17 protein-coding genes are annotated in these 17,928 nt (G+C 61.8%); 10 read left to right on the forward strand and 7 right to left on the reverse strand.

Annotation, left to right across the window (positions count from 1 at the left end; all coding sequences use genetic code 11):
* The first annotated feature begins 372 nt into the window (after nucleotides 1-372).
* The 7 genes from ALTERO38_RS19295 to flhA all read left to right on the forward strand — a co-directional run bounded on the left by ALTERO38_RS19295 (nucleotide 373) and on the right by flhA (nucleotide 7,720).
* On the forward strand, nucleotides 373-1,212 hold the full coding sequence (locus ALTERO38_RS19295) for a FliM/FliN family flagellar motor C-terminal domain-containing protein (protein WP_102837157.1): 840 nt from the start codon (nucleotides 373-375) through the stop codon (nucleotides 1,210-1,212).
* The gene (fliN, locus tag ALTERO38_RS19300; protein ID WP_159969362.1) at nucleotides 1,209-1,580 is read left to right on the forward strand and encodes a flagellar motor switch protein FliN; all 372 of its coding nucleotides are present in this window, start codon (nucleotides 1,209-1,211) and stop codon (nucleotides 1,578-1,580) included. Before ALTERO38_RS19295 ends, fliN begins: the two co-directional genes overlap by 4 nt.
* Nucleotides 1,577-2,332 carry a flagellar type III secretion system pore protein FliP gene (gene fliP / locus ALTERO38_RS19305; RefSeq protein ID WP_159969363.1) on the forward strand — a complete coding sequence of 252 codons (756 nt, stop codon included), beginning with the start codon at nucleotides 1,577-1,579 and terminating at the stop codon, nucleotides 2,330-2,332. The genes fliN and fliP overlap by 4 nt, the downstream gene beginning before the upstream one ends.
* A gap of 1,093 nt (nucleotides 2,333-3,425) precedes the next feature.
* On the forward strand, nucleotides 3,426-3,698 hold the full coding sequence (locus ALTERO38_RS19310) for a flagellar biosynthetic protein FliQ (protein WP_019342009.1): 273 nt from the start codon (nucleotides 3,426-3,428) through the stop codon (nucleotides 3,696-3,698).
* Nucleotides 3,699-3,718: 20 nt separating this feature from the next.
* The gene (gene fliR / locus ALTERO38_RS19315; RefSeq protein ID WP_159969365.1) at nucleotides 3,719-4,498 is read left to right on the forward strand and encodes a flagellar biosynthetic protein FliR; all 780 of its coding nucleotides are present in this window, start codon (nucleotides 3,719-3,721) and stop codon (nucleotides 4,496-4,498) included.
* Nucleotides 4,491-5,627 (forward strand): flagellar biosynthesis protein FlhB, encoded by a 1,137-nt coding sequence (flhB, locus tag ALTERO38_RS19320; protein ID WP_159969366.1) that lies wholly within the window; start codon nucleotides 4,491-4,493, stop codon nucleotides 5,625-5,627. The genes fliR and flhB overlap by 8 nt, the downstream gene beginning before the upstream one ends.
* A complete protein-coding gene (gene flhA, locus ALTERO38_RS19325; RefSeq protein WP_159969367.1) occupies nucleotides 5,624-7,720 on the forward strand; it encodes a flagellar biosynthesis protein FlhA in 2,097 nt (698 codons plus the stop codon). Before flhB ends, flhA begins: the two co-directional genes overlap by 4 nt.
* A 182-nt stretch (nucleotides 7,721-7,902) precedes the next feature.
* Here the strand turns inward: flhA and ALTERO38_RS19330 are convergent, their stop codons facing one another.
* A complete protein-coding gene (locus ALTERO38_RS19330) occupies nucleotides 7,903-8,598 on the reverse strand; it encodes a dienelactone hydrolase family protein (protein ID WP_159969368.1) in 696 nt (231 codons plus the stop codon).
* A gap of 255 nt (nucleotides 8,599-8,853) precedes the next feature.
* Here ALTERO38_RS19330 and ALTERO38_RS19335 point away from each other — a divergent pair, with 255 nt between their 5' ends.
* A complete protein-coding gene (locus ALTERO38_RS19335; RefSeq protein WP_159969369.1) occupies nucleotides 8,854-10,170 on the forward strand; it encodes an MFS transporter in 1,317 nt (438 codons plus the stop codon).
* On the opposite strand, the gene ALTERO38_RS19340 is transcribed toward ALTERO38_RS19335, so the two are convergent.
* Both ALTERO38_RS19340 and ALTERO38_RS19345 read right to left on the reverse strand, forming a co-directional pair.
* Nucleotides 10,167-10,502, reverse strand: coding sequence for a PilZ domain-containing protein (locus ALTERO38_RS19340; protein ID WP_102837165.1), 336 nt, complete (start codon nucleotides 10,500-10,502; stop codon nucleotides 10,167-10,169). The two genes, ALTERO38_RS19335 and ALTERO38_RS19340, sit on opposite strands and share 4 nt — an antisense overlap.
* 177 nt (nucleotides 10,503-10,679) lie before the next feature.
* The gene (locus ALTERO38_RS19345) at nucleotides 10,680-10,898 is read right to left on the reverse strand and encodes a hypothetical protein (protein WP_102837166.1); all 219 of its coding nucleotides are present in this window, start codon (nucleotides 10,896-10,898) and stop codon (nucleotides 10,680-10,682) included.
* Between the two features lie 189 nt (nucleotides 10,899-11,087).
* Between ALTERO38_RS19345 and ALTERO38_RS19350 the strand changes: the two genes are divergently transcribed.
* Nucleotides 11,088-12,536: an iron-containing redox enzyme family protein gene (locus tag ALTERO38_RS19350; protein ID WP_159969370.1), complete on the forward strand. Its 1,449-nt coding sequence runs from the start codon at nucleotides 11,088-11,090 to the stop codon at nucleotides 12,534-12,536.
* A gap of 23 nt (nucleotides 12,537-12,559) precedes the next feature.
* The gene (locus ALTERO38_RS19355) at nucleotides 12,560-13,507 is read left to right on the forward strand and encodes a methyltransferase (protein WP_159969371.1); all 948 of its coding nucleotides are present in this window, start codon (nucleotides 12,560-12,562) and stop codon (nucleotides 13,505-13,507) included.
* Between the two features lie 56 nt (nucleotides 13,508-13,563).
* Here the strand turns inward: ALTERO38_RS19355 and ALTERO38_RS19360 are convergent, their stop codons facing one another.
* From ALTERO38_RS19360 to ALTERO38_RS19375, 4 genes are all read right to left on the reverse strand, one after another.
* Complete coding sequence (locus ALTERO38_RS19360; protein ID WP_159969372.1) at nucleotides 13,564-14,496, reverse strand: AEC family transporter; 933 nt, start codon at nucleotides 14,494-14,496, stop codon at nucleotides 13,564-13,566.
* A 206-nt stretch (nucleotides 14,497-14,702) separates the two neighbouring features.
* Complete coding sequence (locus ALTERO38_RS19365; RefSeq protein ID WP_102837170.1) at nucleotides 14,703-15,227, reverse strand: transcriptional regulator; 525 nt, start codon at nucleotides 15,225-15,227, stop codon at nucleotides 14,703-14,705.
* Nucleotides 15,228-15,349: 122 nt separating this feature from the next.
* Complete coding sequence (locus ALTERO38_RS19370) at nucleotides 15,350-16,522, reverse strand: zinc-dependent alcohol dehydrogenase (RefSeq protein ID WP_102837171.1); 1,173 nt, start codon at nucleotides 16,520-16,522, stop codon at nucleotides 15,350-15,352.
* A gap of 435 nt (nucleotides 16,523-16,957) precedes the next feature.
* Entirely contained in the window at nucleotides 16,958-17,818 is an 861-nt protein-coding gene (locus ALTERO38_RS19375; RefSeq protein ID WP_159969373.1) for an SDR family NAD(P)-dependent oxidoreductase, read from the reverse strand.
* Nucleotides 17,819-17,928 lie beyond the last annotated feature (110 nt).

The raw sequence follows: 17,928 nt of genomic DNA on the forward strand, positions 1-17,928 counted from the left end.
CGCCGGATTCGCTGAAAAAATTATTTAAGTCTTTTGGAACTTTTGTCGCCCTGTCTGTCCAACTCGCCGTACGAGATGGATCCGACACCGACTGTCCTCGAAACAATTGCGCGCACGCTAACAAGCCCGCCCGGAACCGCCCAATCAGTTCCGCTAAAATTAAATCAATTGCTCATAGCTGATCTCAAAAAAGATCAATTGATACCTATTGATTTAATCCTTCCTCGCGCCCAAGCCTAGACTGGCGGCACGCTAGAGCCATGCCCGTGACCTCAGGCATCGCAACCCCGCCCTGGCCAAACACTCTTCTGCTTATTCCCGCGCGACAGGCCCGTGCTCGCCGTGCAAGAACCAGGAAATACCGTTCACAACATGTCTGGCAATTCAAAAGTCCACCATGGCGTGCCCGCCCAAAGCCTGACTGTTTTGAAACCGCAGAAGCTTGGCCGGCATCACCACAAGATTCCTCAGTTCATCAAGGAAACCACCAACAAGAACCCACGCTTGATGGGCGATTACTTCTTGCGCAATTACCGGATCAGCCTTGAGCTGAGCAAGGTGGATGTGCAAGAGCCGGCGAACAAAGCGCCGGAGTGCATTTATCGATCGCCGATGGGAAAAGTTGGCTTCTCAATTGATCGGGCACTGCTTACCGAGGCACTCGAGTGCTATTACGGCGGAACCATAGTGCCCAGTCAGGAAGCACCACCGATCAGCACCTCCGAACAACGGATGCGTGATCGACTGGGCCTTGATCTGACTTATATCTTTGCGCGTTCAATATTATCCGGCGATACGTTTGGCGAACTTGAGCGCTATGAAAACGATTACGAAGAAACAACTTGGGAATATGTTGCTGAGTTCGAATACATCAGCCACCTGACCAATAGCCGTTCATCGATCTTCATTCATCTGGACACCGATCTGGTCGATGAACTGACCAGTCGCCTGGCCGGCCCGTTACCTGCTCGGCTGACAGGCAACCCGGTTGATCACATCAAACACCTGCCGGTACGGCTGGATTGCGTGGTCGCCTCGGTACAGATGCCACTGTCGCAAGTGCTTGCCCTGCAGCTCAACGACATTCTCATGGTGCGCCCCCTGGATCGTTACGAGGTGCGCATCAACCAGCAGAAGCTCTTCCGGGGGACTGTCTTCGAAGAAGACGGCGCCTTGTTCCTCACTTCACTTGAAAGCGTGAAATCCCAATGACCGGTCAACTGTCAGACAACGAATTCGAGAACCTCATCAACGAGGGCGACCTGAGCCTCGACGCCACCGATGAGCCGGCCGTTGCACCGGCCCCACAGCCCCAGGCGCCGCGTCAGGACCTGAGCTTCTTCGGCAAGATTCCGGTCAACGTCACGCTGGAAGTGGCGTCGGCTGAAATTTCACTGAAAGAGCTGATGGAGTGCGACACCAGCAGCGTCATCGTCCTCGACAAGGTGGCCGGCGAGCCGCTGGACGTGAAGGTCAACGGCACCCTGTTCGCCAAGGCCGAGGTGGTGGTGATGAATGGCAGCTACGGCCTGCGCATCGTCGAACTGTCTGGCGTCGGTCTGGATGCGCTGACGCAATGAACCTGCGTCGCGGGCTGTCGCTGCTGTGCCTGTTGCTGATCGGCCTGTTCCCGCTGGCGGCACAGGCTGCCGGCGGCGAAATCACTCTGTTCAACCTGAACGATACGGAGAACGGCCAGGAATTCAGCATCAAGCTGCAGATCCTGATCATCATGACGCTGCTGGGCTTCCTGCCGGCGATGCTGATGATGATGACCTGCTTCACTCGCTTCATCATCGTACTGGCCATCCTGCGCCAAGCCATCGGCCTGCAGCAGAGCCCGCCAAATCAGGTGCTGATCGGCATCGCGCTGATCGTCACGCTGCTGGTGATGCGACCGGTATGGCAGGAGATTCATAGCGCCGCCTTCGAGCCCTTCCAGAACGACGAGATCAGCCTGGAACAGGCGCTCGACGTTTCCAAAGCCAGCCTTTTTGGTTTCATGCTGGCGCAGACCAACAAGACCTCGCTGGAGACCATGGTGTCGCTGGCCGGCGAGGAAGTGCCGGAGAACCTCGACGACCTGGACTTTTCCCTGCTGCTGCCGGCGTTCGTGCTGAGCGAGCTGAAGACGGCGTTTCAGCTGGGCTTCATGATCTTCGTGCCGTTTCTGGTGATCGACCTGGTGGTCGCCAGCGTGCTGATGGCGATGGGCATGATGATGCTCTCACCGATGATGATTTCGCTGCCGTTCAAGCTGATGGTGTTTGTGTTGGTGGATGGGTGGGCGTTGTTGATGGGGACCCTGACCACCAGTATTCAGCCGTTTTAGGGGGCGCTGAGATGAGTCATCGCTCCTCCTATGCCTCAGCGGCCGAACGATCTATCGCTTCTCGTAGCAGCGTGATGGGACGCCCAGTCTTTTCTTGCGATCAGGCGCTGGCGCAGATCTTCATGCACGACGCCGCGCTTTCCTCGGCTGGGACTACAGGTTGCGCCTTGCACGGCGCGTCACTTTTTCTTGTGTGGCCAAGAAAAAGTAACCAAAAAGAAGGCCACCCCTGCATCCGGACTGGGCGTCCCCGGTTCACTGCGCAAAACTTCCCTCGCTCCGGCGCTGCTCCGGGGGTCGGACTGGGCGTCCCCTCACGAAGGGCCATCCCTGGCCCATCGCTCCTCGCTCGGCATCCATGCCTCGCGACCCCCTACGCAACGCCTACGCTCGGCCTCCTGAAGGGGACTCGGGACCGAGCCGTCTGGAAGTTCTTGAATGGCAACAGCAACAAAGCGCTTCAATCTTCGGCGGGCTTCGTAGGGTGGAAAACTGCGAAGCATTTTCCACCGCAATTGATACGTCGCTCGGTATCAGACTTCGCCTCCAAAAAGCGGTGGGTAAGCTTCGCGTTACCCACCCTACGATCGGCCGAAACTCGCAAAACCGCTTCGCTGCACGGCCCATCAAACACCACCGAATCGCCCCTTTTAGGAGGCCGAATGGAATCGCTGCGTAGAGGGGCGAGCGGCATGGATGCCGCGAGAGCCGTGAAGGGCCATGGATGGCCCTTGCGCGGCGACCCTCGGAGCAGCGATGGAATGAGGGAAGTCGAGCGCAGCGAGACCCGGATGCAGGGGCAAGACCTTTTGGTTCCTTTTGGGGCGACTGCCAAAAGGGACTCGCCCAGCAGGGCGAAACCACTGCCTCAGCCCACATCGGCAATAGGTATCGCTCGAAGCCAAAGCCAAAGCCAAAGCCAAAGCCAAAGCCAAAGCCAAAGCCAAAGCCAAAGCCAAAGCCAAAGCCAAAGCCAAAGCCAAAGCCAAAGCCAAAGCCAAAGCCAAAAAGCTTCGCGAGCAAGCTCGCTCCTACAAAGATGCAGCACTGCAGCTCTGAGCTGCAAACCAGCCCTCACCTCCCAGGTGCTCCCATGCTGACCCCCGACACCGCCGTCAACATCGTCTCCAACGCCATCCACGTCATCGTGCTGGTGGTCTGCGTGCTGGTGGTGCCGAGCCTGCTCGGCGGCCTGCTGATCAGCATTTTCCAGGCAGCCACCCAAATCAACGAACAGATGTTGAGCTTCCTCCCCCGTCTGCTGATCACCCTCGGCATGCTGGTGTTTGCCGGGCACTGGATTCTGCGCACCTTCAGCGACCTGTTCATCGAAACCTTCACCCAAGCCGGGCGGCTGGTCGGTTAGCCGTGGGCAACGAACCCATCATGCAGGCCGGTCAGTACCTGCAGTCGTTGCTGGGCTACTGGTGGCCGTTCTGCCGGATCATGGCCGTGTTCAGTCTGGCGCCGATGTTTAGCCACAAATCGCTGAGCATCCGCGTGCGTGTGCTGCTGGCCATGGCTCTGACGGTCGTGCTCACCGCCGCCCTGCCAGCCACCGCGCCCATCGACCCGCTGTCGATGAAGGGCATCCTCACGGCGCTGGAGCAGATCGCCATGGGCCTGCTGCTGGGCGTGGCGCTGATGCTGGTGTTCACGGTGTTCACCCTGATCGGCGACATCGTCTCGACTCAGCTAGGGCTGTCCATGGCGGTGTTCAATGACCCCATGAACGGGGTGTCTTCTGCATCGATCATCTATCAGCTGTATTTCATCCTGCTGGCGCTGCTGTTCTTCGCCACCGACGGCCATCTGGTGATCGTCACCATCATCTACCAGAGCTTCATCTTCTGGCCGATCGGCAGCGGCATCCATTTCGATGGCCTGCAGACCATCGCCCTGTCTTTGAGTTGGGTGATTTCCGCCGCCCTGCTGATTGCCCTGCCCATCGTCTTTTGCATGACACTGGTGCAGTTCTGCTTCGGCCTGCTCAACCGCATTTCGCCGGCGATGAACCTGTTTTCGCTGGGCTTCCCCATGGCGATCATCGCCGGGCTGGTGCTGATCTACCTGACCCTGCCCAACCTCTCGGAAGCCTACCTGCACCTGACCCGCGAACTGCTGGGCAACATCGGCGAGATTTTGCGGAGTGGGCGCAATGTCTGAGAACAGCACCCAGGACAAAACCGAAGAGGCCTCCGAGCAGAAACTCAAGAAGAGTCGCGACGATGGCCAGGTCACCCGCTCCAAGGACGTCGCCACCACCGTCTCGTTGCTGGCGACGCTGCTGGTGTTGAAGTTCAGCTTTGGTTTCTTTTTCGATGGCCTGCAACAGGCGTTCAGCTACTCGTACATCAACTTTCATCACAGCGAGATGACGCTCGATGACCTGCAGCTGATCCTCACCCACAACCTGCTGGTATTCATCAGCGTGCTGCTGCCGTTGCTGGTGACACCGATTCTGGTGATCGCCTTCGCCCTGGTCCCGGGCGGCTGGGTGTTCGCTTCGAAGAACTTCGCACCCAAGTTCAGCAAGCTCAACCCGATTACCGGCCTGGGGCGAATGGTGGGCGCGCAGAACTGGTCCGAGCTGCTCAAGTCACTGCTGAAGATCACCGCCCTGCTGGGCGTCGCCGTCGGCCAGCTCTATTACGCCGCGCCCAAGCTGATCGCCCTGCAACGCAGCGACATCAGCAACGCCATAGGCAGTGCCTTTTCGCTGACGTTCGACCTGGCGATCGCGTTGCTGATGGTTTTCCTGCTGTTCTCGCTAATCGATATCCCGCTGCAGCGCTTCTTCTTTCTGAAAAAGATGCGCATGACCAAGCAGGAGCGCAAGGAAGAGCACAAGAACCAGGAAGGCCGCCCCGAAGTGAAGGCGCGGATCAAGCAGCTGCAGCGCCAGCTGGCCCAGCGGCAGATCAGCCGGGTGATCAAGGATGCCGACGTGGTGATCGTCAACCCCACGCACTACGCCGTGGCGCTCAAGTACGACCCAAAGAAGGCCGAAACCCCCTTCGTCATCGCGCGTGGTGTCGATGAAACCGCGCTGTATATCCGCAAGCTGGCCCAGGCCAACAATCTGGAAGTGGTCGAGCTGCCACCGCTGGCGCGGGCGATCTACTTCAGCACCCAGGTCAATCAGCAGATTCCGGCGCCGCTCTATACCGCGGTCGCCCACGTACTGACTTACATCCTCCAGCTCAAAGCCTGGAAACAGGGTCGCCGGGCCAAGCCCAGGCTGGCCAGCGACATTCATATTCCCGAAGAACTGTTCAACCGAGCACGATCATGAGCCTGATTCAGAAACTGACCCCGACCTTCAGCAGCGGTCGGATTGGGATCCCGCTGATCATCCTGTCGATTCTGGCGATGATCATCCTGCCGCTGCCGCCGCAGCTGCTGGACGTGCTGTTCACCTTCAACATCGCCATGTCGATCTTGGTGCTGCTGGTCAGCGTGTCATCGAAAAGTCCGCTGGATTTCTCGCTGTTCCCGACGGTGATCCTGATCACCACGCTGATGCGCCTGACATTGAACGTCGCCTCGACGCGGGTGGTGCTGCTCGAAGGTCATACCGGCACGGGCGCAGCGGGCAAGGTGATTGAAGCCTTTGGTGAGGTGGTCATCGGCGGCAACTTCATCGTCGGCTTGGTGGTGTTCATCATCCTGATGATCATCAACTTCATCGTGATCACCAAGGGTGGCGAGCGGATCTCCGAAGTGACCGCACGCTTCACCCTGGACGCCCTCCCCGGCAAGCAGATGGCCATCGACGCCGACCTCAACGCGGGTCTGGTGACCAACGAAGAGGCCAAGGCCCGCCGTCAGGAAGTGGCCAAGGAAGCGGATTTCTACGGCGCGATGGACGGCGCCTCGAAGTTCGTTCGCGGCGACGCCATCGCCGGCATCCTGATCCTGCTTATCAACCTCTTCGGCGGCTTCGCCATCGGTGTGTTCGTCCATGAGCTGGCGGCCGGCGAAGCCTTCAAGCAGTACGCCCTGCTGACCATTGGTGACGGCCTGGTGGCGCAGATCCCGGCGCTGCTGTTGTCGACCGCCGCGGCGATCATCGTTACCCGGATCAACGAATCCAGCGACATCACCAGCCAGGTCCAGCGCCAGCTGCTGGCCAACCCGGCTTCGCTGTACACCGTGGCCGGCATCCTCTTCGTACTCGGCATGGTGCCGGGCATGCCCCACCTGGCGTTTATCGGTTTTGCCGCGCTGATCGGTTTCATTGGCTGGCGAGTGTCCCTGCACGAGCCGCCAGCTGCTGGCGCTGACCTGAAGGAGATTCAGGCCATTGGCCAGGCGATGGACAAGGAAAAGGCACAGTCGCTGGCATGGGAAGACATCCCGTTGGTCGAACGCCTGTCCATTTCTCTCGGTTACAAGCTCGTCGGGCTGGTCAACGAAGCTTCTGGTGCACCTCTGCCGGCGCGGGTGCGAGGCGTTCGCCAGACGTTGTCCGAGCACCTGGGCTTTCTGCTGCCCGAAGTACAGATCCGCGACAGCTTGCGGCTCAAGGCGTCGCAATACGACATCTACATCAATGGCGAGAAGATCGACGGCGCCGAACTGCACGCCGACCGCCTGATGGCGATTCCGTCGCCGGAGCTATACGACGAGATTGACGGCATCCTCGGCACCGACCCCGCGTATCGCATGCAGGTCGTGTGGATTCAGCCGTCGGACAAGTCGCGCGCGCTGAACCTCGGCTACCAGGTCATCGACTGCGCCAGCGTGGTCGCCACGCACCTGAACAAGGTGGTGCGCGAGCACCTGCCAGACCTGTTCAAGCACGACGATGTCGAGCACCTGATGCAGCGCCTCACCCTGCAGGCACCAAAACTGGCCGAAAGCCTGAAGAACGCGCTGAGCTACACCCAGCAGATGCGAGTGTACCGTCAGCTGCTGTTGGAAGAAGTGCCGCTGCGCGATATCGAAACCATCGCCAGCACCCTGCTCGAATGCAGCGAAACCACCAAGGATCCGGTGCTGCTGGCGGCCGACGTGCGTTACGCCCTGCGCCGCAGCATCGTTTCGATGATTGCCGGTGATCGTCGCGAACTGGCGGTCTTCGTGCTGGAAAACGCGCTGGAAAACACACTGCTCAATGCCCTGGCGATTGCTCAGCAAGCCGGCCAGGTGAGCCTGGACAACATTCCGGTGGAGCCGAGTCTGCTCAACCAGCTGCAGAACAGCATGCCGGTGGTGAAGGAAAAGCTGCGCAAGGACGGCCACCCACCGATCCTTACCGTGATGCCACAGCTGCGCCCGCTGCTGTCGCGCTACGCCCGGGTATTCAGCCCAGGCCTGCACGTGCTATCGCAGAACGAGATTCCGGATCGGGTCGGGGTGAACATTCTCGGCACGCTGGGTTAATCGGTCCCGGTTCTGGCAGGCTGCCAGCGATCCCCGCGACTCGTGAGGCCGGGGGATCGCCAGCAGGCTGGCTCCTACGGGTGCGGTGTTCGCCTCGGAGCGGGCTGCTTTTGTAGGAGCGAGCTTGCTCGCGATCATGGGCCCTTCGTGGCTTCAGGGAGGACACAAGCCGCTTCGACTGCTTAAAGATTCTCCGCCAGGAACACCAAACTCCGCCCATGGGCCAGGGCGGCGGCGTTCTGGTTGTAGGCTGGCCGCGCCCAGCAGTTGAAGCCATGATCGACGCCCGGGTAGGTCTCGATCTGGGCCCCACCGACCTGCGCCATCTTTTCCTGCACGGCGGCGACCGCGTCGCTGTCGATGTGGTCGTCTTCTTCGGCGAAGTGGAACAGCGTCGGACATTCGATCTTCTCAGCCTGGTCCAGACGCTTCTCGATGCTGCCGGGGTAGTAGCAGACCGCAGCATCGACGCCCGAGTTGGCCGCCAGCAGATAGGACAGCACGCCGCCCATGCAGTAGCCCACCGAGGCTACGCGCCCATTGCAGTCGTCGCGCTCACGTAGCCGCTCGGCGCTGCGGCGCAGATCATCGATGGCGAGATCGAAGTCCAGAGCCTTCATCAGGGCAAAGGCACGCTCCCAGTCGTCGCCGTCATAACCGAGCTTGACGCCCAGCTCGCTACGCCAGAACAAGTCTGGCGCCAACACCACGTAACCATCGGAGGCGTACTGATCGGCCACCGACTGGATGTGCTCGTTTACACCGAAGATTTCCTGAATCAGCACGATGCCGGGGCCGTGACCGGCCGGTGGCAGCGCCAGGTAGCCTTTGAAGGTCTTGCCGTCTTGCGCGGGGATGTCGATCCACTGTGAAGTCATGCCTGTCTCCGTTGGGTGGCGAGTTGCCGGACACGTTTCAGGGGCGCCGAAGAGCACCGGTCGAACAGGTGCGACAGGAACAGAGGGACTCGAGTTCGCGCCGCTTAGCCTTTTGCGGCACAAGATCCAACCGAGATCTCGGCAAAAGCGATGAGGAACATTCTGCCGTGTGTCTTGGGTCAGAGTTCTGACTCGGCTGCCCGCCTCCACTAACATGCGAGGCCGGCTTGAGCACAACAAACACGGAGACGACCGATGCACCAGGCGCCCGCGCCCGACGCCCATGCTACCCACGGCGAGCCGAACGACCCGCGCCTCTATCGCAAGATTGCCTGGCGGCTGATCCCGTTTCTCTGCTTCTGCTACCTGGCGGCGTACCTGGACCGCATCAATGTCGGCTTCGCCAAGTTGCAGATGGCCGAGCAACTGCAGCTCAGCGAAGCGGCATTCGGCCTCGGGGCGGGCCTGTTCTTCGTCGGCTACATCCTCTTCGAAGTGCCCAGCAATCTGATCCTCAAGCGCGTCGGCGCGCGGGTCTGGATCGCGCGGATCATGATCACCTGGGGCGTGCTGTCGGCCTGCACCATGACGGTCACCACGCCTAACCAGTTTTATGTGGTGCGTTTTCTCTTGGGTATCGCCGAGGCGGGCTTTCTGCCGGGTGTGCTCTATTACCTGACGCTGTGGTTTCCGACCTACCGCCGTGGGCGGATCATCGCGCTGTTCATGATCGGCCTGCCGCTGTCGAGCGTGATCGGCGCGCCCTTGTCCGGCTGGATTCTCGGTGCCTTCGATCAGGTTCAAGGCCTGCGCGGCTGGCAGTGGCTGTTCCTGCTCGAGGGCATTCCCAGCGTGCTGCTCGGACTGCTGGCGCTGCGCCTGCTGCCCGACGGCCCGAAGCGCGCCGGCTGGCTGGACATCACTGAGCAGGGCCAGGTATTGCGCGACCTGGCCGTCGACGAGGCGCAGAGCCCGGCCAGCGGCGAAACTTTTCGTCAGGGCTTCTTCAACCTCAAAGTGTGGATGCTCGGTGGCATCGATTTCGCAATCCTGCTGAGCGCCTATGCGCTGGGCTTCTGGATGCCGACCTTCATCCGCAATGCCGGTGTCAGTGATGTTTCAGAGATCGGCCTGCTGACTGCAGTGCCCAGCATTGCCGCGGTGATTGGCATGCTGGTGCTCGGCGCCAGTTCCGACCGCTTCCGCGAGCGGCGCTGGCACATCATCCTGCCGTTCTGGATCGGCGCCGCAGCCATGGCCACCAGTACTGCATTCACCGACAACGTGATGGCAACGGTGCTGCTGTTCTCCATCGCCCAGGCGGCGATCATTGGCGCGGTTCCGGTATTTTTCAGCCTGCCGGCCACCTTTCTCACCGGCACCGCGGCGGCAACCGGCTTTGCCCTGGCCTGCTCACTGGCGAACATCGCCGGACTGGTCAGCAATACGCTGATCGGCGTTACGCTCGACCTCACCGGGGAAAGCGGTGCGGCACTCTGGTTTTTCGCGGCGTGTCTGGTGCTCGGCTCGCTGCTGGTGATCGCGCTGCCGGCAAAGGTGGTGAATCGCTAGTCGCGCCGCCTGGGCATCAGCTCACCAATCAGCCGGGTGTATTCATCACTCGGCCGGTCCAGGGAGAAGCCCATTTCGAAACTGTCACGGCGGGAATCCTTGCGAACCCACTGGCACAGCACCACGACCTGCACTTCACGGGTTCGATCGCCTACGGTGGGCACATGCAGGCACATTTCGTAGCAGCCGTTCACGCCCAGGGGTTGCTTCGCGACCAGGCGCAGCCCGCCCATCGACAGGTCGGCCACGTAGCCCATGGGGTCGCCGCTGAGGCGATTGGTGACCTGAATACGGCTGAGATGGCGAAAGGTGAGTCGGCTGTGTTGGCGCATGGCGAGGCTCTGGCAGTCCTTTATTCCGCAGCACTGCAGCAGAGAGCGTGCTCCCCGGCATGACGGCATGCGGTGTACCTACAGCCTGCAAGCGACCGAAACACAGCATAAATTAAGGGGCTATCCAGCTTTTATTTCAGCTAGCGGAGCGGGGCCAGACCTCCGCTCCGCCGTTGATCAGCGCTCGGGGCGGTCCTGCTTGTTGCGCTTGAGCGCCTCTTCCTCACTGACATCGTCAGCCATGCCCGGCGGGACGTTGTAGGCACCGCCTGGAACGTCGTCGCGATCGCCTCCGGCGGCTTCGCCATTGCTGGTTCTGCTCGCCTGGTCGACACGCTCGTCGTTGCGATCGTTGATCGTTTCCAGGTTCTCTTTGCCGCGTTCGGATTGATTCATGGGACCTCCGTCTGGTTGCACATTCGGACACCGCTCGGCATCCCCATAGGTTAGGAAGACGCGCGATCGCAGAAGTTGCATGCAGTGTTGTCGAGAAGACCGGCCATTCGGCAGACACGCTGAACTAATCCGGGCTGATGACGGCCAAAAAATCATCTGGGGATTTCCCCACTGCCGCCGTGTGAATCTATGCAACTGACTCGAAGCCTGCCCGTCGACACCACGCCCGTGACATGCGAGGTGGCAGCGCCTTCCAGGGCGCTTTACTTTGCCCTGCTCGACGCTCCCGATGATACCGCCGTGCGTAACCGCGCCGCTGACTACCTTAATGCCCAGCTGGACGCCGCATCCGCGCTGTCCTGCGACCTGCCGCCAGATCCGGCCGGGCTTGGGGACTGGCTGGACGCGCATACCGCCAAAATCGGCGGTCAGTACCAGGCCTACCTCGACGAACGTCGCGCCGGCGGGCCACGCCGCTATTTCACCAGTAAGGCCCATGCCCTGCACTTTCTGCGCGGCGTGGCGCCAACCAAGCTGGTCGACGGTGCCTGGCTCTATGGCCTGCTGCAACGCTGGGACGACGCGCGCTTCACCTCGCTGATCCAGACTTATCTGGAAGAGCTGGGCGAAGGCCAGCCGGAAAAGAATCATGTGGTGCTGTACCGCAAGATGCTCGCCAGCCAGGGCTGCGACGACTGGCAGAACCTGGACGATGACAACTTTGTTCAGGGGGCGATCCAGCTGGCACTGGCCGAGCACGCCGAGCAGTTCCTGCCCGAGGTGATCGGCTTCAATCTTGGCTACGAGCAGCTTCCGCTGCATCTCTTGATCAGTTCGTACGAACTCACCGAGCTAGGCATCGACCCCTATTACTTCACCCTGCATGTGACGGTCGACAACGCCGACAACGGCCATGCGAAGAAGGCCATTCAGGGCCTGCTCGCCGCCTGGCCCCAGGTGGGCGACGGCGACGAGTTCTATCGCCGTGTCATCAATGGCTATCGCCTCAACGATCTCGGTGCGAGCACGCTTTCGGTGATCGGTGGCTTCGATCCCGAGCAGGAAGTGATGCGGGTGCTGGAAAAGAAGGCCGGCGTTGGGCAGTTCGTGCACTCCGACTACTGCCGCTTCGACGGCCGTACCGTGAACCAGTGGCTGGCCGAGCCCGAGCTGATCCCGCAATTCATCGAGACGCTGCAACGCCGCAGCTGGATCAAGCGCCACGAAGATCCGCAAAACAGCCGCTTCTGGCAGCTGATTACCGGAGAACAGGGGCCGATGTTCGGGGTTTTCAGTGGTCACGAGCAGCAATTGATTTACGATTGGATTGCCGGCGACTGGCTCGCTGAGCAGCCGGCTACCCGCGGCAAACCGCACCCATCGTTGGCGCAACGGCAGGTGCCGTTCAACAGCCGCCGGCGAATGACAGCCGAGCGGCCGGCAAAGCCGGCACTGGTGCAGCAGGACACGCCGGTCAGCGACTTCGATCAGGAAACCTTGCTGCTCGAACAACAACTGACACAGCTGCCGACACGCGAGGCGCGCATGCGTCACCTGTTGCCGCTGCTGGCGCCGACCCGCCATCACAGCGCGGCAGGGTTGCTGGCCACCCGCATCTTTACTGGATTGTTCAACTGAGGCGAATTCGCCAGGGATCTCACATGACCACGGAAACTGCCCAGGACCGCGCGCTGCTGCACCTGGCTCAGGCGCTGCGCGAGCGCGGTTACCACTTCATCACCCCCACGCCACTGACCCATGAACGGGTCAATGCTCGGGTGGAAAATCAGTTGGCGAACGACCTGGAAGGCGTGTTTGGCTGGAGCCGACCCTTCCAGCATGAGCTGCTGCCACCCGCCATCTTCAGCCTGATGGATCAAGCCGGCGTGCTTGCACCCTGCGATTCCCGCTGGCGCAGCCGCGTGCGAATGTCGAGCCTCGACGGCCAGCTGTTCGTGCACTCGGCCTACCCCACCGACGCAGCGGATGCGGTGTTCTTCGGCCCGGATACCTATCGGTTCGCCAATGCGATCCTGGCCCACCTGAACAACCACAAAGGGCAGATCGGGCGCGCGGTGGACATCGGTTGCGGCTCGGGTGCAGGGGCGATTCTCACGGCCCTGGCGCGCCCGCAGGCAGAAGTCCTGGCGGTCGACATCAACCCGGCCGCGCTGCGCATGACCCGCACCAACGCGGCACTCGCCGGGGCCGACAACCTCAAGGCACGCCACAGCGATCTACTCAATGATATCGACGGCGAATTCGACCTGATCCTGGCCAACCCGCCTTATCTGGTCGATCCGGACGAGCGCGCCTATCGCCACGGTGGTGGCCCCTTGGGCGCCGGGCTGTCCCTGGCAATTTTCGACGGTGCGCTGCAGCGCCTCGCGCCATGCGGCACCTTGCTGCTGTATACCGGTGTGGCGATGAAGGGCAACCAGGACCCGTTCCGCCGCGAGATCGAGCAACGCCTCGAAGGCCATGGGCTGGAATGGCGATATCGAGAAGTCGATCCCGATGTCTTCGGTGAAGAGCTGCTCGACGGCGCCTATACCGAGTGCGACCGCATCGCTGCGGTGGTGCTGGAAGTGACCCGTCCGGCTGCTTGAAGCGGCCTGTGGCACCTTTACAGACACCACGCGGAAACGCTTGGCGGTTTTCCACCCTACACCGGCAGCAGCACCAGGCAGGCAGATAGGGTAATCAGCGAGCCGAGCGTCGATAGCAGCACCACACGCGACACCCGCGACGCTTCGCGCCCATAGAATTCGGCGAGCATGTAAGGCCCGGTGCCGGTGGGCAACGCACTGAGCAACAGCGCCGAATAGGCCCATAGCGTCGGCAGCTCGAAGACCTGAAAAGCCAGGAACCAGGTGATCAGCGGCTGTACCACCAGCTTCAGCGTGACCAGCGGCCATACCCCGCTGACCTTGCCGCCGGGCTGCGGCTGCGCGAGGAACAACCCCAGCGAAACCAGCGCACAGGGCGCCGCCGCCGCACCCAGCAACTTCAGCAGTGTCTCCACCGGCACCGGCAGGGCTAGCCCGCTCGCCGCCCATAACCCACCCAGCATCGGCGCCACCACCAGCGGGTTACGCAGCAGTGCAACGCTGACCTTGCGCAGCGTTCGGCTGAAGCCCTGCCCGGCGTGCAACCCGGTCTCCACGCATGCCAGAGCAATGGCAAACAGCACGCACACCACGATGATCGAGGCCACCATGGCCGGCTGCAGCGCTTCGTCACCCAGCACCAGCATGCACAGCGGAATGCCGATGTAGCCGGTGTTCGCATAGGACGCCCCAAGTGCATCGAGACTGGCATCGGCCAGCGGCTGCTTTTGCAACAGTCGATAACCGAGCGTAAAGCCGAATACGCCAAGGCAGCCCACCGAGAACGCCGTGATAAAGCCCGGCTGCCAGAGCTGTTCCCAGGTGGAGTTGGCGACCACGCTGAACAGCAGCGCCGGCAACCCCAGCCAGACCACGAAACGATTGAGCTCGGAGGCGCCCGTCGGCCCCATGCGGCCTGTGCGACGGCATATAAAACCGAGGAAGATCAGCGCAAAAACCGGCAGGACGACGTTAACGACGGCGGACATGGACTCTCATCGGGTGGTGACCGCCGGAGGGTGGGGGTGTAGGCGGGGTAGCAGACCTTAGCAAAAAATGGCTTACCGCATGACAGGAGGCGGATCGCTACACGACAGGCGAAGAGGCATCGGCTGAACGTTTCGCTTCAACGGCGATGAGCGAAACGTCCAACCCACACCCGACCTAGCCCAGTTGGCGACAGCCTAGCCTCGATCTAATGCAACAACGTCGACACCGGATACCCGTTCGGCTCCGCCCGCCCGGCCGCAAACTCTGCTTCGACACGGCCGCGCATGGCATCGGCGCCCTGCGGGAAGCCGCTGCGGTCGCTGTAATCCCACTCAGTGACCAGCTGACTTTCGCTTGCCAGTGCTTTGGCACAGGAAATATCCAGCGCGGTAATGCCAGCCACAGCGCCAGCGGCGATGGCCGCATTCACCTGCTCAGTACCGTTTTCAATACTCAGGCCCAGGCCAACTAGATCCAGCGCATCGCCGCCGATGCGGCCATAGATCCACGGCTTGGGATCGTCGGTCAGCAACAAGCCAACGCCAGTGGCGATTTCCCGCGCACCGCAGGCGCGAATCAGGCCCTCGTTGTCGGGCACGCCGAGAAAACGGGCCAGCTTGCCCGGCATCAGCACTTCGGCCAGACCCAGCCCGATGCTGAACCAGCCGAGGCCGCGCGCCAGCGTACGGGCGGAGTGGTTGGTACGGGTAACACGATGGGGAACGCTCATGAAAATTCCTCCTCAGTAGCCGCCTCCGATGGCGAGCACGGCACTCTCGGGCCCTGTGAAAACGCCGCGAGCGATGACCAGGCAACCAGTGGCCGAGCGCAGCCGTTTTCACAGGGTCTGGCTCAGGGTTTGAGAACGACCTTGATGCAGCCGTCATGCTTGTCGCGGAAGGTCTTGTACATCTCCGGCCCCTGCTCGAGGCTGACGCTGTGGGTAATGACGAACGAGGGGTCAATCTGGCCTTCCTGAATGCGCTTGAGCAGATCATCGGTCCAGCGGTTGACGTGGGTCTGCCCCATGCGGAAGGTCAGGCCCTTGTTCATCGCCGCGCCAAAGGGGATCTTGTCGATCAGGCCGCCGTAGACGCCAGGAATGGAGAGAATGCCGGCCGGGCGGCAGACATAGATCATTTCGCGCAGCACGTGCGGCCGGTCACTCTCCATCATCAGCGCCTGCTTGGCGCGGTCGTACATGGAGTCGATGGAGCGCGCGGCGTGTGCCTCCATGCCCACCGAATCGATGCATTTTTCCGGCCCCTTGCCGCGGGTCAGTTCCTTGAGCCGCTCGAGCACGCTTTCTTCGTCGAAATTGATGGTGATGGCGCCACCGGCACGGGCCATTGACAGCCGCTCGGGCACGTTGTCGATGCTGATGACCTGTTCGGCGCCCATCATGATCGCGCTGCGGATGGCGAACTGGCCAACGGGCCCGGCGCCCCAGACGGCCACTGTGTCGGTGGGCTGGATGTCACACTGAGCCGCAGCCTGCCAGCCGGTGGGCAGGATGTCGCCGAGAAATAGCACCTGCTCGTCGGTCATGCCATCGGGCACCACGACGGGGCCGACATCGGCATAGGGTACGCGGACGAATTCGGCCTGGCCGCCGGCATAGCCACCGGTGAGGTGGGTGTATCCGTACAGCCCCGCGGTGGTATGGCCGAACACCTTGTCGGCCACGTCCTTGTTGCGGTTGGTGCGCTCGCACACCGAGAAATTGCCGCGCCGGCACTGGTCGCACTCGCCACAGACGATGGTGAAGGGCACCACCACGCGGTCGCCGACCTTGAGCTTCTTGTTCGCCGAGCCGACCTCCATCACCTCGCCCATGAACTCGTGGCCCATGATGTCGCCGTGCTGCATGCCGGGCATGAAGCCGTCATACAGGTGCAAGTCGGAGCCGCAGATGGCGCAGGACGACACCTTGATGATGGCGTCGCGGGGGTCTTCAATCGACGGGTCGGGTACGTGGTTGTCGCAGCGAATATCGTGCTTGCCGTGCCAGCGAAGGGCTCTCATTGGAAAAATCTCCTGCTTCGGTGTTCGAAAACGCCGCCGTGGTGGTTCTTCCTGATGATTTCGCCGCGATGCGGCAGCTGCTCCTGACCCGACTGCTGCCATGCGGCAGGGTGTACGGCGTGCGTGCTATCAGATTTTTAGTAAGCACGATGGCGGCAGAGTTGCGGCAGATGACAACGAACCGGGCGAATCGCCGACGGACTGTCATGCGCGGTTCTGAGCCGAAGACGACGGCGCAGCCATTTTTTTGCGCCGGTAGAGGCTGATCCGCCGACCGTCGCACGCCGCCTTTGCCCGTGCCGAGAGCGAGCTGGCTCCTACTGATGAGCGATGCCTCTGGCTGCTGTAGGAGCGAGCTTGCTCGCGAACCAAAGGTGAATGACGCCGCTCGGCGCGGGCTTATCGCCGCGCCATCATGCCCGGCGCCGCGGTCGCTCAGCCCTTGCCGGGGCGTATGGAAGCGTAGCCGTTGCGATAGCTGGAATATTGCGGCACCCACCCAAGCGCACGGGCGCGGGCGTTGCTGCACCGTTTGCTGCCGGCGCGACGGGTCATCGTCTGTTCGGACCATTGGGTGACACCCAGCCGCTCGCGCAACCAGTCGACCACTTCGTGAAGGGGAGCCGGGTCGTCATCCACGCCGAGGTAACAATCCTCCAGATCGCCACCGGCCAGATCGGTCTGCAGCAGACAGGCGAGCAATGCGGCCGCATCGTCACGATGAATGCGGTTGCTGTATTGCGGCGGATCGCGCTCGACCCGCAGACCCGAGCGCACCTGGTTCTGCATCCACGGTCGCACCGGGTCATACAGCCCGGCCATGCGCACCCGAGTCGCCGGATAGCCGCATTCCAGCGCCAGCTGTTCCGCTTCAAGCATGACCTGGCCGGTGTAACCGGTGGGCTCGGTGGCCGAAGTCTCATCGATCCACTCTCCCCCGTTCTGCGCATAGACACCGGTGCTGGAAACAAAGAAAACGCGCTTCGGTCGCTGGCCACGCTTCTCCAGCCAGCCAAGCGCATGGCGCAGGCCCTCGACGTAGGCCTGCCGATAACCGGGCTCGTCGTGCTGGTTGGCCGAGGCGGCATACACCAGGTAGTCCAGCTTGCCGTTGGGCCAGCCACGCGGCACGTCACTCGAGGCGAGGTCACCTCGGACCGGCAGGATCGGTACCGGCAGGCTCGCCGCCTGACGGCGCAGACCGTACACCGTCCAGCCCGCGCGGCTCAGCTGCAGGCCGAGGCGAATACCGACATCGCCGCAGCCGGCGATCATTACAGAGGGTCGAGTTGCCATGGCGGTTGCTCCATAACCGATGCGGACCATCGATTCGGCCCGCCTTTCTTGAGTGTACTGCTGTCAGCAGGATTCACGCTGATCACTTAATAAGGGAACGGCTGCTGGCC

The sequence above is a fragment of the Pseudomonas sp. 9Ag genome (assembly GCF_902506445.1).
In the GTDB taxonomy this organism is placed as follows: Bacteria; Pseudomonadota; Gammaproteobacteria; order Pseudomonadales; family Pseudomonadaceae; genus Stutzerimonas; species Stutzerimonas stutzeri_AB.

Coding starts and splice junctions, on each gene's coding strand:
- ALTERO38_RS19365 (WP_102837170.1), bottom strand. CDS start 15,227: ATGAGCGTTCCCCATCGTGTTACCCGTACCAACCACTCCGCCCGTACG.
- flhA (WP_159969367.1), top strand. CDS start 5,624: ATGAGCCTGATTCAGAAACTGACCCCGACCTTCAGCAGCGGTCGGATT.
- ALTERO38_RS19335 (WP_159969369.1), top strand. CDS start 8,854: ATGCACCAGGCGCCCGCGCCCGACGCCCATGCTACCCACGGCGAGCCG.
- ALTERO38_RS19310 (WP_019342009.1), top strand. CDS start 3,426: ATGCTGACCCCCGACACCGCCGTCAACATCGTCTCCAACGCCATCCAC.
- ALTERO38_RS19370 (WP_102837171.1), bottom strand. CDS start 16,522: ATGAGAGCCCTTCGCTGGCACGGCAAGCACGATATTCGCTGCGACAAC.
- ALTERO38_RS19330 (WP_159969368.1), bottom strand. CDS start 8,598: ATGACTTCACAGTGGATCGACATCCCCGCGCAAGACGGCAAGACCTTC.
- ALTERO38_RS19340 (WP_102837165.1), bottom strand. CDS start 10,502: ATGCGCCAACACAGCCGACTCACCTTTCGCCATCTCAGCCGTATTCAG.
- ALTERO38_RS19375 (WP_159969373.1), bottom strand. CDS start 17,818: ATGGCAACTCGACCCTCTGTAATGATCGCCGGCTGCGGCGATGTCGGT.
- ALTERO38_RS19350 (WP_159969370.1), top strand. CDS start 11,088: ATGCAACTGACTCGAAGCCTGCCCGTCGACACCACGCCCGTGACATGC.
- ALTERO38_RS19355 (WP_159969371.1), top strand. CDS start 12,560: ATGACCACGGAAACTGCCCAGGACCGCGCGCTGCTGCACCTGGCTCAG.
- fliN (WP_159969362.1), top strand. CDS start 1,209: ATGACCGGTCAACTGTCAGACAACGAATTCGAGAACCTCATCAACGAG.
- fliP (WP_159969363.1), top strand. CDS start 1,577: ATGAACCTGCGTCGCGGGCTGTCGCTGCTGTGCCTGTTGCTGATCGGC.
- flhB (WP_159969366.1), top strand. CDS start 4,491: ATGTCTGAGAACAGCACCCAGGACAAAACCGAAGAGGCCTCCGAGCAG.
- ALTERO38_RS19360 (WP_159969372.1), bottom strand. CDS start 14,496: ATGTCCGCCGTCGTTAACGTCGTCCTGCCGGTTTTTGCGCTGATCTTC.
- ALTERO38_RS19295 (WP_102837157.1), top strand. CDS start 373: ATGTCTGGCAATTCAAAAGTCCACCATGGCGTGCCCGCCCAAAGCCTG.
- ALTERO38_RS19345 (WP_102837166.1), bottom strand. CDS start 10,898: ATGAATCAATCCGAACGCGGCAAAGAGAACCTGGAAACGATCAACGAT.
- fliR (WP_159969365.1), top strand. CDS start 3,719: ATGCAGGCCGGTCAGTACCTGCAGTCGTTGCTGGGCTACTGGTGGCCG.